This window comes from Actinomycetospora soli, from assembly GCF_021026295.1.
Taxonomy (GTDB): domain Bacteria; phylum Actinomycetota; class Actinomycetes; order Mycobacteriales; family Pseudonocardiaceae; genus Actinomycetospora; species Actinomycetospora soli.
Map to the genome: position 1 here is coordinate 211,523 of NZ_JAJNDA010000010.1, position 16,157 is coordinate 227,679.

Here is a 16,157-nt window from a genome sequence, read left to right on the forward strand (position 1 = left end):
CGCTCAGACCGGCGGGTCGAAGCTGTCCGCGACGGCGGCGAACTGCTCCGGGGCGCCGCCCGGGGCCACGCTCGGGGCGGTCATCCGCACGACCCACAGATCCTGGCCCGACGGGATCAACCGCGTCCACGTCACGCGGTCGTCCACCGCGGCGCCCTGCCCGCTCTGCGTGCGGTACACGGTCTGCTGCACCGGTTCGCTCGCGCCCGCCCGGGCGGGCGCCACCTCGCTCAACGGCTCGACCCGCACGCCGTCGGCGCCGACCCGCGACGGGTCGGCGAGCAGCCGGGCGTAGTCCGCCACGGTCTGCGCGGGGTAGAAGCCGATCAGCTTGTCGATGCGCAGCTCGCGGGTCGCGTCGTCGGACACGTAGCGCACGACGATGTCCCCGCCCGGCTGCTGCAGGCGGAACTGCTGCCACGTGGCCGGGACCAGCGCCGTGAACCCCATCCCCGTGCCGCTGTAGCGGGCGTTGTCGTCGGAGTGCACCACGAGCTGCTCGCCGTCGACGACCGGACCGTCCGGGGCGAGCGAGATCGAGAACGGCGGCTGCCCGCCGACCACCCGCGTCACGACGTACCCGCCCACCAGGCCCGCGAGCGCCAGCAGGACGACGAGGGCCACGACGGCGATCCGGCGGCGTCGCTGCTGCTCCGGCGAGGGACCGGTCGGGCGGGACGGCGCGAAGGGCAGCGGGCCCGGGTCGGGCGCGAGCGCCTGCGGCCCGCCCGGCCGCCGCGGGCCGCCCGGGGCGTTCGGGTACGGCGGACGTCGCGGCGGGTGCGCCGGCGCGGGCCAGGGGCCGGGCGTCGTCGGTCCGCGGCGCGGCGGCACCCGCGGCGTGACCATGGTCGTCTCGGCCGCGGACGGCGCCGGCACGGGCATGCCGCCGGACGGCGTCGACCGGGGGGTCCCGCCGGAGGGGGTGGTCGTGCGCGTCCCGCCGGGCGGGGTGCCGGTCCTTCCCGACGACGGGTCGGGCGGCTTCGGCGCGTCGGTGCCCTTCGCGTCCGGTCTCGCCTTCGCGGCAGCGGCGGCCGCAGCGGCGGCCGCCGTGCCGGCGACCAGCGTCGTCCGGCCGCCGTCGAGCCCGCCGGGCGCCTCGCCGGACGTCGTGGGGGTGGACGCACCGTCGGCCTCCGGCGCGGTCCCGGTCGTCGACCCGCCGCCGGTGTCGCGCTCGGCGTCGGCCTTCGGCTGGGCGTCGGACTCGCCGGGGCTCTCGGCCTCGGCCTTCCGGTCCTCCGCTCCGTCCGGCTCGGCCTCGTCGGGCGCGGTCTCGGGGGCGGTCTCGGCCGGCCCGTCCGTGGCGGCGGGGGCCTCGTCGTCGTCGGCGTCCGTCTCGACGGCGGGCTCCGACGTCTCGCCGTCGGTGTCCTCGGTGTCCTCGGTGTCCTCGGTGTCCTCGGTGTCCTCGGTGTCCTCGGTGTCCTCGGTCGCCCCGGTCGCCGTCGCGACGGCGGGCTTCCCGGTCGCCTTCGCGACGGCCGGCTCCTCGGAGGCCTCGGGCTTCTCGGCAACCTTCCCGGGTGCCTTCTCGGCGGGTCGGGATGCCTCCGTCGGCGTCGCCGCGGCCGCGCCGGCCGCCGCACCCGCGGCCGCTCCCGCAGCCCCGGCCGCCGCAGCACCGCCCTCGACCGCCGGCGAACCGCCCGAGCCGTCCGACCCGTCGTCGGGAGAGCGACCGGGAGCACGCAGCGGGGCGGTCCGGGGCGCGGCGCCGGGACGCTCCGGGGGCACCTGCCCGTCGACGAGCGTGCCGCTGCGGCCGCGGGCGACCGGGATGAGGCCGGAGTGGTCCGCGGGGTCGGGCTTCGCGGGGGGCGGGAGACGGAACTCGGTGGTGGCGGGGGAGGGCGGCGACGACAGGATCGGGCCCTCGGGGTCGGCCATGAGCGGGCGCAGCCGGCGGCGGACGGCCGGCAGCGGCATCCGCAGGGTCGGGTCCTTGACCATGAGCCCGCGGATCACGTCCTGCACGGGACCCTGCCCGCCGGGACGGGGGACGTCGCCGTGGACGACGGCGGACACCGTGGAGACGGGGTCGCCGGCGTCGTAGGGCGGGCGACCCTCGAGGCAGGCGTAGAGCGTGGCGCCGAGACCCCAGAGGTCGGCGGGCGGACCGACCGCGCGGCCCATCGCGACCTCGGGCGCGATGTAGGGCGGCGAGCCCAGCACGGTGCCGGTCTGGGTCATCGACGACTCGGCGGCGTTGCGGGCGATGCCGAAGTCGGTGAGCTTGATCTGCCCGTCGGTGCCGATGAGGACGTTGCCGGGCTTGACGTCGCGGTGGGTGATGCCGGCGCGGTGGGCGGTCATCAGCGCGGAGGCGACGGCGGAGCCGATCTCGGCGGTCTCGGACGGGGTGAGCGTGCCGCGTTCCCCGATGTAGGAGGCCAGGCTGCGCGAGGGCAGCAGCTCCATGACGACGTAGGGCTCGGCGTTGACCTCGACGACGTCGTAGAGGGTGACGACGTTGGGGTGGCTGAGCATCGCGGTGGCGCGCGCCTCGCGCAGCGTCCGCTCCCGCACGATCGCCCGCTCGGAGACGGGGACCAGGGAGAGCCGGACCTCCTTGACGGCCACGGGACGGTGCAGCACCTCGTCGTAGGCCGACCAGACGGTGCCCATCGCGCCGCGACCGAGTTCGGAGTCCAGGCGGTAGCGCCCGACCAGGCGGCGGGTGTCGGCGGGGCGGGGACTCACCCCTCCATGATGGCGGCACCGCCGTCCGTGGCCCCCGCCCCACCCGTCCGGCCGCACGCCGGTCGGGCCGGTCGGGACGAACGGCGGGACGCGACCGGGTCCGCCGTGCCGGTCGTCGACGGCGTGACCGTTCGTCCCCACGTCGCGCGCGCGTGCGGACCGCTGACCCTTTGACCTGCGTCAATCGTCCGCTCGTCTTGCCGCCGAGGGGAGACGTCCGCCACTGACAGCATCGTCTCGACCCCTCGGCGCCCCTGCTTCCGAGGGAGCTGAAGGGGCCGTTGGAGGGATGGATAGTGGTGGGCATCCGTCACGGACCGATCCGGTCCGTGGCCCGAGGAGGTGGAGACGGTGACGCTGCTGCAGACCCGGCCGGACGACCCGAGTGCGGTGGACCTCGGGGCCGGCACCGGCCCGCAGTGGTTGGACGCCTGGCTCGCCGAGCACACCGCCGACGTCGTCGGCTGGCGCCGTGCGATCCACGCGCACCCCGAGCTGGCCCGCGCCGAGCGGATGACCACGGACCTGTGCGCGAACGTCCTGCGCTCCGTCGGTCTGCGGCCGCGGCTGCTGCCCGGCACCGGGCTCGTGTGCGACATCGGGTCCGGTCCGCGCACCGTCGCGCTGCGCGCCGACATGGACGCCCTGCCGCTGCACGAGCAGTCGGACCTGCCCTTCGCCTCCCGCACGCCGGGCATCGCACACATGTGCGGGCACGACGCGCACACCGCGGTGGTGCTCGGCGCGGGCGTCGCGCTGGCCTCGGTGGCCGACCGGCTGCCCGGCCGGGTCCGGCTCGTGTTCCAGCCGGCCGAGGAGGTCCAGCCGGGCGGGGCGCTCGACGTCATCGCCGCCGACGGCCTCGCCGACGTCGACCGCATCTTCGCCCTGCACTGCGACCCGCGGCTCGAGGTCGGCCGGGTCGGCACCCGCGTCGGGCCCATCACCTCGGCCTGCGACATGCTCGAGCTGCGCCTCACCTCGCCCGGTGGGCACACCTCGCGCCCGCACCTGACGGCCGACCTCGTGCACGCGCTCGGCACCGTCATCACCGGCCTGCCCGACCTGCTGTCCCGCCGCATCGACCCCCGCTCGGGCACGGTGCTGGTGTGGGGCCAGGTCGACGCCGGGCACGCCGCGAACGCGGTCCCCGAGGTCGGCACCCTGTCCGGGACGCTGCGCACCGCCCAGCACCAGACCTGGAACGAGCTCGAGCCGCTGGTCCGCCAGCTCGTCACCGCGCTGCTCGCTCCCACCGGGGTCGGGTACGTGCTGGAGCACCGCCGCGGCGTGCCGCCGGTGGTCAACGACGCCGTGTCGGCCGACCTGCTGGCGCGCGCCGCCGAGCGGGCGGTCGGGCCGGGTGCGGCGACCGACACCGAGCAGTCGTCGGGCGGCGAGGACTTCGGCTGGTACCTCGAGCACGTGCCGGGGGCCATGGGTCGGCTGGGTGTCTGGTCCGGCGAGGGCCCGCAGTCCGACATCCACCAGCCCACGTTCCGCCTCGACGAGCGGGCGCTGCCCGTCGGCGTGCGGACGATGGTGCAGGCGGCGCTGCTCTCGCTCGAGGGCTGACGCCTTCCGGGGCCTCCCGGGGTGGCAGGAAAGCGTCGTTGCTGTCATCCGGTGGCAGGGAGACCGCATCCCCGCCGCGCCTGCCATACGCCGTCCCGACGACGGGTCGCGGGGCCCGGCGAGGCTGTCGGTGGGGTGTTGCACGATGACTCCCGTGACCGCTTCCCTGCCCGCGCAGCTGCCGCCCGTCCCGAGCCGCATCGCCTCCGAGCTGGAGGTCGGCGAGGGCCAGGTCCGGTCCGCGATCGAGCTGCTCGACGGCGGGGCGACGGTCCCGTTCGTCGCGCGGTACCGCAAGGAGGCCACGGGCGGCCTGGACGACGCGCAGCTGCGCACGCTGCACGAGCGTCTCGGCTACCTGCGCGAGCTCGAGGAGCGGCGGACGGCCGTCGTCGACTCGGTGCGCGAGCAGGGCAAGCTCACCGACGAGCTGCACGCCCAGCTGCTCGCCGCGGAGACGAAGAGCCGGCTCGAGGACGTCTACCTGCCCTACAAGCCGAAGCGCCGCACGAAGGCGATGATCGCCCGCGAGGCCGGGCTGGAGCCGCTGGCCGACGGGCTGCTGGGCGACCCGACGGTCGAGCCCCGGGCGGCGGCCGCCGCGTTCGTCGACCCGGAGAAGGGCGTCGCCGACGCCGACGCCGCGCTCGAGGGCGCGCGGGCGATCCTCGTAGAGCGGCTCGCCGAGGACGCCGACCTGGTCGGGGAACTGCGCGAGCGGATGTGGACGCGGGGGCGTCTGACCGCCGTGGTCCGCGAGGGCAAGGCCGACGACGCCGATGCGGCCAAGTTCTCCGACTACTTCGCCTTCGACGAGCCCTTCACCAAGCTCCCGTCGCACCGGATCCTCGCCCTGCTGCGCGGGGAGACCGAGGAGGTCCTCCAGCTCACCTTCGACCCGTGCTCGCCCGACGACGACGGCGACACCTCGGCCTACGAGGGGCGCATCGCGTCGGTCGCCGGGATCGCCGACCGCGGCCGTCCCGCCGACTCCTGGCTGCTCGGCGTGGCGCGCTGGGCCTGGCGCACCCGCATCTCGTCGCGTCTCGCCGTCGACCTGCGCGTACGGCTGCGGGAGGTCGCCGAGGAGGGGGCCGTCGGCGTGTTCGCCGGCAACCTGCGTGACCTGCTCCTCGCCGCGCCCGCGGGGGCCCGCCCGACGATGGGGCTGGACCCGGGTCTGCGGACCGGGGTGAAGGTCGCCGTGGTCGACGGGACCGGCAAGGTCGTCGCGCACGACACGATCTACCCGCACGTCCCCCGCAACCAGTGGGACGCCTCGCTCGCCACCCTCGCGAGGCTCGCGGCCGAGCACCGCGTCGAACTGGTCGCGATCGGCAACGGCACCGCGAGCCGCGAGACGCACAAGCTCGCCGTGGAGCTGGCCAAGCTCCAGACCGGGCTGATCCCGGCCATGGTGTCCGAGGCCGGGGCGTCGGTGTACTCGGCGTCCGAGGAGGCCTCGAAGGAGCTGCCCGACCTCGACGTGTCGATCCGCGGTGCGGTCTCGATCGCGCGGCGCCTGCAGGACCCGCTCGCCGAGCTCGTGAAGATCGACCCGAAGTCGATCGGCGTCGGGCAGTACCAGCACGACGTGTCCGGCACGCTGCTCTCCCGCTCGCTCGACGGCGTGGTCGAGGACTGTGTGAACGCGGTCGGCGTCGACGTGAACACCGCCTCCGCGCCCCTGCTCCGCCGGGTGTCGGGCATCTCCAGCGGGCTGGCGACGACCATCGTCGGGTTCCGCGACGAGCACGGCCCGTTCGCGTCCCGGACCGCGCTGACGAAGGTCCCGCGGCTGGGTGCGAAGGCGTTCGAGCAGTGCGCGGGCTTCCTGCGCATCCCCGACGCGACGGACCCGCTCGACCGGTCGGGCGTGCACCCCGAGGCCTACCCGGTGGTGCGCCGCATCGTCGAGAGGACCGGCGCCGACGTGGCCTCGCTGGTCGGCAACTCGTCGCTGCTCGGCCGGCTCGACCCGCGCGACTTCACCGACGACACCTTCGGTGTCCCCACCGTCACCGACATCATCGCCGAGCTGGACAAGCCGGGCCGCGACCCCCGGCCGGCGTTCGAGACGGCCACGTTCGCCGAGGGCGTCGAGAAGATCACCGACCTGAACCCCGGCATGGTGCTGGAGGGCGTCGTCACCAACGTCGCCGCGTTCGGCGCGTTCGTCGACGTGGGCGTGCACCAGGACGGGCTCGTGCACATCTCGGCGATGTCGAAGGAGTTCGTCTCCGACCCGCGCGCGGTCGTCGGGCCGGGCGACGTGGTGCGGGTGAAGGTGCTCGAGGTCGACGTGCCCCGCAAGCGCATCTCGCTGACGCTGCGGCTCGACGACGAGCCCGGCGCGGGCTCGGGCAAGGGCGGCCGCGACGGCGGGGCTCCCCGGGGCGGCGGCGGGCAGCCGCGCGGCGGCGGGCAACGCGGCGGCCAGCCGAAGGGGGGCGCCCCGCAGGGGCAGCAGCGTGGTGGGTCGTCGAAGGGCCGCGGCAACGACCGTGACCGGCGCCCCGCCCCCGGCGGCGCCATGGCCGACGCCCTGCGCCGGGCGGGCTTCGACAAGTAGCCCCGGCGCTCGCTCCGCGAGGGGTACGTGAGGCAGCTCCGGCGGCCCAGGAGGGTGCCTCACGTCCCACTCGCGCGGCAGGTGCGGCCCTACATCGAGGCGGAGCCCGGCCCCACAGAGCGGCAGGGGCGCTCGCGGAGCGCGCGGACGTAGTCGTCCGGCGCGCCCGCGGCCTCCGCGGCGTCGGAGAGGACGCCGATGTAGCGGGCGGACGGCAGCCCGCCCTCGTACGCGTCGAGCACGTACACCCACGCCAGCTGCGGACCCTCCATGGTCTGCACCCGCAGGCGGAGCTTCTTGTGCATCCCCAGCTCGCCGCCCTCCCAGCGGTCGAGCTGGTCGACGTCGAGGGGGCTGACGTCGTAGAGCACGACGAACACGCGCGACGACGGGTCCTCGACGACGGTGGAGAGCGCCCCCTCCCACCCGAGGTCCTCGCCCCCGAACGTCAGCCGCCAGCCCTCGAGCCAGCCGGTGCCCGAGACAGGCGAGTGGGGCGCGCGTTGCATCATCTGCGCGGGATCCATGTTCGACCCGTACGCGGCGTAGAGCGGCACGGCGCACAGGGTAGCCAGGAGTGCGCCGTTCGTTGTCGACGGTCGAGCCGGAGGGCACACCGCGTCCGCCGAACGGGCACCCGACGCAACGGGCAGGATGGGACCTGTCCGGTCAACCCGGCATCACCACCACGCAGCAACACGGAGGGACGTCACACCCATGACGCGCATCGTGATCCTCGGCGGCGGACCCGCCGGGTACGAGGCCGCCCTGGTCGCCGCGCAGCACGAGGCCTCCGTCGTGCTGGTCGAGGAGGACAGCGTGGGCGGCTACTGCGTCGCCTACGACTGCGTGCCCTCCAAGACCTTCATCGCCTCGGCCGGTGTCCGCGCCGGCTTCCGCCACAACGGCGACATGGGCATCGAGGTCGACGAGGACGAGGCGGTCGTCGACCTGCCGCGGGTCAACAACCGGGTCAAGGGCCTCGCGCTCGCGCAGTCGTCGGACATCAAGGCGACCCTGCAGCGCGCCGGGGTCCGCGTGGTCGACGGCCGGGGCCGCTTCCGCGCCGCCTCCGGCAACAGCGCCACGCACGACATCGAGATCACTCCGTCCGCCGCCGGGGCGGAGAGCGAGGTCGTCACCGCCGACGTCGTCCTCATCGCCACCGGCGCCTCGCCGCGGGTCCTGCCCGACGCCGTGCCCGACGGGAGGCGCATCCTCACCTGGCGCCAGCTCTACGACCTCGAGGAGCTGCCCGAGCACCTCGTCGTCGTCGGCTCCGGCGTCACCGGCGCCGAGTTCGTCTCCGCCTACGCCGAGCTCGGCGTGCCCGTCACGCTGATCTCCAGCCGCGACCGGGTGCTGCCGCACGAGGACCCGGACGCGGCGGCGACGCTCGAGGAGGTCTTCACCGAGCGCGGCGTGACCATCGAGCCGCGGTCGCGGGCCGACAAGGTCGTCTCGACCGCCGACGGCGTCCGCGTCACGCTCTCCGACGGGCGCGAGGTCACCGGCTCGCACGCCCTGATGACGGTCGGCTCGATCCCGAACACCGGCGACCTCGGCTGCGACGAGGTCGGGCTGGAGCTGCGCGAGACCGGCCACATCACCGTCGACCGCGTGTCGCGGACCTCGGTGCCCGGCGTCTACGCCGCGGGCGACTGCACCGGGCTGCTGCCGCTGGCCTCGGTCGCGGCCATGCAGGGCCGGATCGCGATGTGGCACGCGCTGGGGGAGGGCGTCGCCCCGCTGCGGCTCAAGACCGTCGCGTCCGCCGTGTTCACGCGGCCCGAGGTGGCGACGGTCGGCATCGGCCACAAGCAGGTCGAGTCGGGGGAGTTCGCCGCCCGCGAGGTGCTGCTGCCGCTCGGGACCAACCCACGCGCGAAGATGCAGGGCCTCGACCGCGGCTTCGTGAAGATCTTCTGCCGGCCGGCGACCGGCGTCGTCATCGGCGGCGTGATCGTCGCGCCCGTGGCGAGCGAACTGGTGCTCCCGCTGGCGATGGCGGTGCAGAACAACCTCACGGTGGACGACCTCGCCCACACGTTCTCGATCTACCCGTCGCTCTCGGGCTCGGTGACCGAGGCGGGCCGTCGCCTGATGCAGCACGACGACCTCGACTAGGTGGCCTCCGGCCGTGTGAGCACTGTCCGGGGCCGTGGCCCCGGACAGTGCTCACACGGCGCGACGCGCCCTAGGCCCAGTCGAAGGTCCGGGTGACCGCCTTCTTCCACTCCGCGTAGACGCGGTCGCGCTCGTCCGGGTCCATGTTGGGCTCCCAGACCTTGTCCTGCGCCCAGTTGTCCCGGATCTCCTGCTCGGAGGACCAGAACCCGACCGCGAGGCCGGCGGCGTAGGCCGCGCCGAGCGCCGTCGTCTCGGAGACCACCGGGCGCACCACCTCGACGCCCAGCAGGTCGGCCTGGAACTGCATGAGCACCTCGTTGCCGACCATCCCGCCGTCGACCTTGAGCGTCGTCAGCGGCACGCCGGAGTCGGCGTTCATGGCGTCGATGACCTCGCGGGTCTGGAACGCCGTGGCCTCGAGCACCGCGCGGGCGATGTGGCCCTTGTTGACGTAGCGGGTGAGGCCGACGATCACGCCGCGGGCGTCGGCGCGCCAGTACGGGGCGAACAGCCCGGAGAAGGCGGGCACCACGTAGGCGCCGCCGTTGTCCTCGACCGACTTCGCGAGGTCCTCGATCTCCGGCGCGGAGGAGATCATCCCGAGGTTGTCGCGCAGCCACTGCACGAGCGAGCCGGTGACGGCGATGGAGCCCTCGAGCGCGTACACCTGCGGCTGGTCGCCGATCTTGTAGCAGACCGTGGTGAGCAGGCCGTTCTTCGACTCGACCTTCTCGGTGCCGGTGTTGAGCAGCACGAAGTTGCCGGTGCCGTAGGTGTTCTTGGCCTCGCCGACCGACAGGCAGGCCTGCCCGAAGGTCGCGGCCTGCTGGTCGCCGAGGATGCCGGCCACCGGGACGTCGCGGAACGTGCCGCGGGCGCGGATGTTGCCGTAGGTCTCCGAGGACGACCGGATCTCCGGCAGCATCGCCATCGGCACCCCGATCTCCTCGCAGAGCTCCGGGTCCCACTCCAGGGTGTCGATGTTCATGAGCAGGGTGCGCGACGCGTTCGTCGGGTCGGTGACGTGCAGACCGCCCTCGATGCCGCCGGTGGCGTTCCACAGCACCCAGGTGTCCATCGTCCCGAACGCCAGCTCGCCGCGCTCGGCCCGCTCACGGGCCCCGTCGACGTGGTCGAGGATCCAGCGCGCCTTCGGCCCGGCGAAGTACGTGGCGAGCGGCAGGCCGGTCTTCGCGCGGTAGCGCTCCGCGCCCCCGCCGAGCGCCCCGAGCTCGTCGCAGATCGCCTGCGTGCGGGTGTCCTGCCAGACGATCGCGTTGTAGATCGGCTCACCGGTGGTCTTGTCCCAGACGACGGTGGTCTCGCGCTGGTTGGTGATGCCGACCGCGGCGATGTTCGAGGCGTCGAGGTCGGCGCGGGCGAGCGCGCCGCCGCAGACCTGCCGGGTGTTGACCCAGATCTCGGCGGCGTCGTGCTCCACCCAGCCGGCCTTCGGGAAGATCTGCTGGTGCTCGAGCTGGTCGACGGCGACGACCCGCCCGGAGTGGTCGAAGATCATGCATCGCGTGGAGGTGGTGCCCTGGTCGATCGCCGCGACGTACTGGGTCATCGAGCCTGCTCCTGTTCGAGGGTGGGGGGACGCGATCGTGTCAGCTGTAGGCGGGGACGACGAGGGCCACGAGCGCCGCGAGCGCCGCGCCGAGGAACGGCCCGACGATCGGGACCCACGCGTAACCCCAGTCGGCGGTGCCCTTGCCCGGGATCGGCAGGACGGCGTACGCCGCACGGGGGCCGAGGTCGCGGGCGGGGTTGATGGCGTAGCCGGTGGGACCACCGAGAGCCGCGCCGATCCCGACGACGAGCGCCGTGACGGCCGCGTAGTTGGCGGGGGAGTCGTAGGGCGCCTGGAGGAGGAAGAGCAGCAGCACGAACGTCGCGATCGTCTCGCTGACCAGGTTCCAGACCGGCTTCTTGATCGGCGGGTTGGTCGCGAAGATCCCGACGGTCTCGGTGTTCTGCTCGTGGTTGTGGTCGAACTGCAGCTTGTAGAGCAGCCAGGCGAGGGAGGCGCCGACGAAGGCACCGAGGAACTGGCCGATCAGGTAGAACGGCACGTTCGCCCAGGGGGTCTTCCCGGCGATCGCGAGGCCCAGCGTCACGGCGGGGTTGATGTGGCCGCCGGTCGGGTTCGCGATGCTCGCGCCCGCGAAGACGCCGACCCCCCAGCCGATGACGATCAGCACCCACGGGGCCGTGTCCCCGTCCTGGTTGGAGCGGGGCAGGATCACGTTCGCGACCACCCCGACGCCGAACAACAGCAGGACGGCCGTACCGAGGAACTCCCACAGGATGATCTCGCCGCCGCTGAGGACCGGAGTCACGTCGACCTCCCCCGTCATGCCCTCGCCGCAACCCGGGTCGGCGACGATGAGCGCGGCGGACGCTAGTCGCGCACGTCACATGTGTCTATGGTCTTCGATCGAGACGAAAGCGCTTTCCCGACGGGGCCGCGGTCGCCCTGGCGGGGCCCGTCGCGCGGGTAGCGTGGACGGTGCCGTCGCGGGGGACCCTGGGGCCGTTGCCGCAGGTGATGACGGGGACGCCCGTTGCACCGCACGGCGCAGAGGCCTGACACCGAACGTACGAGGAGGCCCGACGTGGCTGCCAAGTCCGCCGACAACGGTGCGAGCGAGCCCACGGCGGCCGGCGCCCGCACGCCGGAGGCCGAGTCGCTCGACGCCGTGACCGAACCCGCGCGCCTCGGCCCCGCCGAGCGCGAGCGGTCCTGGGACCGCCTGCAGAACGAGCTGTTCGACGTGGTCGTGGTGGGCGGCGGCGTGGTCGGCGTGGGCGCCGCGCTCGACGCCGCGACCCGCGGCCTGTCGGTCGCCCTGGTCGAGGCCCGTGACCTCGCCGCCGGCACGTCCAGCCGCTCGTCCAAGCTCTTCCACGGCGGCCTGCGCTACCTCGAGCAGCTCGACTTCGGGCTGGTGCGCGAGGCGCTGTTCGAGCGCGAGCTGAACATGACGCGGCTGGCCCCGCACCTGATCAAGCCGGTGCCGTTCCTGTACCCGCTGACCCACCACGTGTGGGAGCGGCCCTACGTCACCGCCGGCATCACGCTCTACGACACGATGGGCGGCAAGAGCTCGCTGCCCAAGCAGAAGCAGCTCACCCGCTCGGGGGCGCTGCGCATGGCGCCGGCGCTCAAGCGCGACGCGCTGGTCGGCGCGGTGCGCTACTACGATGCACAGGCCGACGACGCCCGCCACACGATGATGGTGGGCCGCACCGCCGCCCAGTACGGCGCCGTGGTGCGCACGTCGACGCAGGTCGTCGACTTCATCCACGAGGTGGACCGGATCGCCGGCGTGCGGGTCCGGGACGTCGAGTCGGGCCGCGAGACCGACGTGCGCGCCCACGTCGTCGTGAACTGCACCGGGGTGTGGACCGACCAGATGCAGCACGCCGCGGGCACCCGCGGCCGGTTCAAGGTGAACGCCTCGAAGGGCGTCCACTTCCTGGTCGCCCGCGACAAGATCCCGTCGGACGTCGGCATGATCCTGCGGACCGAGAAGTCGGTGCTGTTCGTCATCCCGTGGCGCAACCACTGGATCGTCGGCACCACCGACACCTCCTGGCGGCTCGACCTCGCGCACCCGGCGGCCACGCGGCACGACCTCGACTACCTGCTCGAGCACATCAATGCCGTGCTCGTGACGCCGTTGACGCACGACGACATCGAGGGCGTCTACGCCGGCCTGCGGCCGCTGCTCGCGGGCGAGAGCGAGGAGACCTCGAAGCTGTCGCGGGAGCACGCCGTGTCGCGGGTGATGCCGGGCATGGTGTCGATCGCGGGCGGCAAGTACACGACCTACCGCGTGATGGCGAAGGACGCCCTCGACCTCGCCGTGCAGGACATCCCCGCGCGCGTCGCCCCGTCGATCACCGACCGGGTCCCGCTGATCGGCGCCGACGGTTACTTCGCGCTGGTCAACCAGGCCGAGCACATCGGGCGGACGTACGACCTGCACCCGCACCGCGTGCGGCACCTGCTCGACCGCTACGGCTCGCTGCTGCACGGTCTGCTCGCGATGACCGAGGAGGACCCGTCGCTGCGCGAGCCGGTCCCGGGGTCTCCGGACTACCTGCGCGTCGAGATCGCCTACGCCGTCGCCTACGAGGGCGCGCTGCACCTCGACGACGTCCTCACCCGGCGCACCCGCATCTCCATCGAGTACGCCCACCGCGGCATCGACTCGGCGGAGTCGGTGGCCGACCAGATGGCGCCCCTGCTCGGGTGGAGCGCCGAGACGCGCGACGAGGAGGTCCGCTCGTACGTGGAGCGGGTCGAGGCGGAGCGGCGGTCGCAGTCGGTCGAGTCCGACGAGGAGGCCGACAAGCTCCGTCTCGCGGCGCCCGACCCCCGGCGCGAGCAGCTCGCCCCGCTCGGGACGGGCTGAGCCCCACGCGAGAGTGACACCAGACAGCCCGGAAGGCCTGCGGGCCGGCCTGGTGTCACCGTCGCGGTCGGCGAGCCCGAACGACGGAACGGCCCCGCCCGGAACCCGGGCGGGGCCGTTCGTCGTGTCGGGCGTCAGCCGCGCTGCGGCGCGAGCTGCTCCGGCGCCCGGGCGTCGTCGGCGAGCGGCTCCGACCCCACGAGCGTGACGTCGTGGCGCAGCTCGTGGGCGTGCCCACCGGCCACCACGCGGTCGGCGCGCGGTGCGTGCCCCGGTGCGCTGATCACCACGAGCCAGGCGCCCGACCCCGGCAGCGACAGGTCGTACGACCCGCCGACGGTCTCGGCGCGGCCGTGCTGGACACCGTGCTCGTCGACCAGCGTCACGATCGCCTCCCCGTCGCGGGCCAGCACGACCCGGCCGAGGACCCGCGGCGTGGCACCCGGAGTCCCGTTCGAGGACCCGTTCGACGCCCCGTGGGAGGCCGTGACCGGCAGCGGTCCCGTCGCCGGCGCCGTGTCCGTCGACTCGTCCGCGCGCGACGTCGTGACCCCGTCGGCGGTGTCGGCGCGATCGTCCACGTCCGCCGCGGAGGCCGCGGACGCCGACCCGGCGGACTCCGCCCGGGGGTCGGCGTGCGGTGCGTCGGCCGCCGTCTCCACGTCGGAGGACGGGACGATCCGGCGGGGGAGGAACAGCGACACGACGAGAGCGAGCACGCCGACCACTCCGGCCGCCATGAACCCGGTCCGCAGACCCTGCGCGTCGGGCGCACCGCCCGCCGTGGTCGACGCGATCGCGGAGATCGTGACGAACGCGGCCGTGCCGAACGCCCCGGCGACCTGCTGCAGCGTCGCGAGGATCGCGCTGCCGTGGGAGTACAGCGGGCCGGGCAGCACGGCGAGCGACGACGTCATCAGCGGCGTCATCATGAGGCCGAGGCCGGCCATCAGCACCACGTGGATGGCGATCACGGCCCACAGCGGGGACGTGGGCCCGAGCGACGCGAAGCCCCACAGCGAGGCCGCCATCATCGCGGCGCCGGGGATGACCAGCGGGCGGGCACCGAAGCGGTCGAACATCGCCCCGACCGGCCGGCCCAGCAGACCGAGGACGAGTCCGCCCGGCAGCACCGCGAGCCCCGTCACGAAGGTGCCCTGGTTCAGCACCGTCTGCAGGTAGAGCGGCAGCAGGATCGCCGCGGCCCCGAGCAGCGCCATGAACAGCAGCGCCGCCAGGATCAGCGACACCACGAAGGTGCGGTGGGTGAACGGCCGCAGATCGAGCAGCGCCGCGTGCCGCTTCTGCAGCGCGAGCTGGCGCAGCACGAACAGCACGAGGCTGACCGCGCCGATCACGAGCGGGATCCACGGGGCCACGTGCGGCCCGGACCCTCCGGACTCCCCGATCGCGGAGAAGCCGTACAGGATGCCGCCGAAGCCGACGGCCGAGAGCAGGACCGAGAGGACGTCGAGCGGGACCGACCGGGTCTGCGAGGGCAACCGCATCAGCGCCGCCCCGAGCAGGAGGGCCAGCACGGCGAGCGGCAGGACGATCCAGAACATCCACCGCCAGCCCAGCGACGCCAGCACGGCGCCGCCGATGGTGGGGCCGACGGCGGGCGCCACGGCGATGACGATCGAGATCGTGCCCATCATCGAGCCGCGCCGGTTCTCCGGCACCAGCCGCATCACCGAGGTCATCAGCAGCGGGATGATCAGCGCGGTGCCGCACGCCTGCACCACGCGCCCCGCGAGCAGGACGGCGAAGCCGGGCGCGAGGGCGCTGATCAGCGTGCCGAGGCTGAACAGCGTCAGCGACGCGAGGAAGACCTGGCGCGGGGTGAAGCGTTCGAGCAGGAACCCGGTGGTCGGGATGACCACGGCCATCGTCAGGAGGAACCCGCTGGTCAGCCACTGCACGGTGGTGGTCGAGACGCCGAGGTCGCGCGTGAGGTCGTTCAGCGCCACCGACAGGATCGTCTCGTTGAGGATCATGACGAACGCGGACACGACCAGGACCGCGATCACCACCCCCGCGCGGGTGCTGCCGGGGTCGGGCGCTGACGGGTCGTCCGTCGCCGTGGGGGCGTCCGGTGTGGTCGGAGCCGTGGCCATGGGGTGACGCACCTTTCGGGGAGAGCTTCGGGGCGCCGGCGTCGCTGCCGTGTCACCAGACAACCACGGACCCCTGACAGGGCCCGACCGCTTTAACGGCGCCCGGAGGCCCGATCATCCCCCGTGGCGGTGGCCGAGGTAGGCGAGGACCCCGATCGCCACCGGGACGAGCAGGAAGATCTGCGGGAACCGCAGACCCGTCACGAGGAACAGCACCAGCGCGATCGCCGGGGCGAGCGCCGAGAGCAGACCCGCGTGCCGGCCGAGCCGGGCGCCGATCGGCGCCACCAGCTCCGGCAGGTCGTCGCGCGCCGCGGGCGCCGCCGGAGGCGGAGGCGAGGCCGGGGGCGGCCCGCCCACCGGCACCGACCCGACGTCGGGAACGGACCGGGGGTAGGCCGGGTGCGGGGCCGGGAGGTCGGTGAACAACCCGTCGAGCTCGGAGCGGAACCGCGCCGTCGAGGCGATCGCGGACCGCTCGGCGTACTCACCGGGTTCGAGCCGGCCCTCACGCAGGTGCTCGTCGAGGGCGGCCATCGCGAGCTCGCGCTCGCGGTTGCCGATCCGCAGTTCGCCCACCCCGTCCAGGGTAGGCGCGCCGCGACGATGTGGCTCTCCTGGCGCTGGGTGGCA

Annotated in this window: 9 protein-coding genes and 1 pseudogene; 4 read left to right on the forward strand and 6 right to left on the reverse strand. The window is 74.0% G+C overall.

Features of this window, described 5'->3' with window-relative positions; translation table 11 throughout:
* Window positions 1–3: 3 nt before the first annotated feature.
* Complete coding sequence (locus LN037_RS33745) at window positions 4–2,706, reverse strand: serine/threonine-protein kinase (protein WP_372460486.1); 2,703 nt, start codon at window positions 2,704–2,706, stop codon at window positions 4–6.
* 351 nt (window positions 2,707–3,057) lie between these two features.
* On the opposite strand from LN037_RS33745, the gene LN037_RS18155 reads away from it, so the two are divergent.
* Together LN037_RS18155 and LN037_RS18160 are read left to right on the forward strand one after the other, a co-directional pair.
* The gene (locus LN037_RS18155) at window positions 3,058–4,281 is read left to right on the forward strand and encodes an amidohydrolase (RefSeq protein ID WP_230755133.1); all 1,224 of its coding nucleotides are present in this window, start codon (window positions 3,058–3,060) and stop codon (window positions 4,279–4,281) included.
* A 145-nt stretch (window positions 4,282–4,426) separates the two neighbouring features.
* The gene (locus tag LN037_RS18160; protein ID WP_230755135.1) at window positions 4,427–6,853 is read left to right on the forward strand and encodes a Tex family protein; all 2,427 of its coding nucleotides are present in this window, start codon (window positions 4,427–4,429) and stop codon (window positions 6,851–6,853) included.
* Between the two features lie 89 nt (window positions 6,854–6,942).
* Here LN037_RS18160 and LN037_RS18165 read toward each other — a convergent pair whose 3' ends face one another.
* Window positions 6,943–7,410, reverse strand: a complete 468-nt coding sequence (locus tag LN037_RS18165) for a gamma-glutamylcyclotransferase family protein (RefSeq protein WP_230755137.1) — start codon at window positions 7,408–7,410, stop codon at window positions 6,943–6,945.
* Window positions 7,411–7,570: 160 nt separating this feature from the next.
* On the opposite strand from LN037_RS18165, the gene LN037_RS18170 reads away from it, so the two are divergent.
* A complete protein-coding gene (locus LN037_RS18170) occupies window positions 7,571–8,980 on the forward strand; it encodes an NAD(P)H-quinone dehydrogenase (protein ID WP_230755139.1) in 1,410 nt (469 codons plus the stop codon).
* Between the two features lie 70 nt (window positions 8,981–9,050).
* Here LN037_RS18170 and glpK read toward each other — a convergent pair whose 3' ends face one another.
* Window positions 9,051–10,553, reverse strand: a complete 1,503-nt coding sequence (gene glpK / locus LN037_RS18175) for a glycerol kinase GlpK (protein WP_230755141.1) — start codon at window positions 10,551–10,553, stop codon at window positions 9,051–9,053.
* A 40-nt stretch (window positions 10,554–10,593) separates the two neighbouring features.
* Window positions 10,594–11,325 (reverse strand): MIP/aquaporin family protein, encoded by a 732-nt coding sequence (locus LN037_RS18180; RefSeq protein WP_230755143.1) that lies wholly within the window; start codon window positions 11,323–11,325, stop codon window positions 10,594–10,596.
* A gap of 360 nt (window positions 11,326–11,685) precedes the next feature.
* Here LN037_RS18180 and LN037_RS18185 point away from each other — a divergent pair, with 360 nt between their 5' ends.
* Window positions 11,686–13,407 (forward strand): glycerol-3-phosphate dehydrogenase/oxidase, encoded by a 1,722-nt coding sequence (locus LN037_RS18185; RefSeq protein ID WP_230755216.1) that lies wholly within the window; start codon window positions 11,686–11,688, stop codon window positions 13,405–13,407.
* Between the two features lie 683 nt (window positions 13,408–14,090).
* Here LN037_RS18185 and LN037_RS18190 read toward each other — a convergent pair.
* Together LN037_RS18190 and LN037_RS18195 are read right to left on the reverse strand one after the other, a co-directional pair.
* Window positions 14,091–15,524, reverse strand: a pseudogene (locus LN037_RS18190) (DHA2 family efflux MFS transporter permease subunit); the annotation flags it as partial.
* Between the two features lie 114 nt (window positions 15,525–15,638).
* On the reverse strand, window positions 15,639–16,103 hold the full coding sequence (locus LN037_RS18195; protein ID WP_230755145.1) for a DUF1707 SHOCT-like domain-containing protein: 465 nt from the start codon (window positions 16,101–16,103) through the stop codon (window positions 15,639–15,641).
* Window positions 16,104–16,157 lie beyond the last annotated feature (54 nt).

What these genes read in the sequence shown, in the direction of transcription:
- LN037_RS18170 (WP_230755139.1), top strand. Translation starts at nt 7,571, where the DNA reads ATGACGCGCATCGTGATCCTCGGCGGCGGACCCGCCGGGTACGAGGCC.
- LN037_RS18160 (WP_230755135.1), top strand. Translation starts at nt 4,427, where the DNA reads ATGACTCCCGTGACCGCTTCCCTGCCCGCGCAGCTGCCGCCCGTCCCG.
- glpK (WP_230755141.1), bottom strand. Translation starts at nt 10,553, where the DNA reads ATGACCCAGTACGTCGCGGCGATCGACCAGGGCACCACCTCCACGCGA.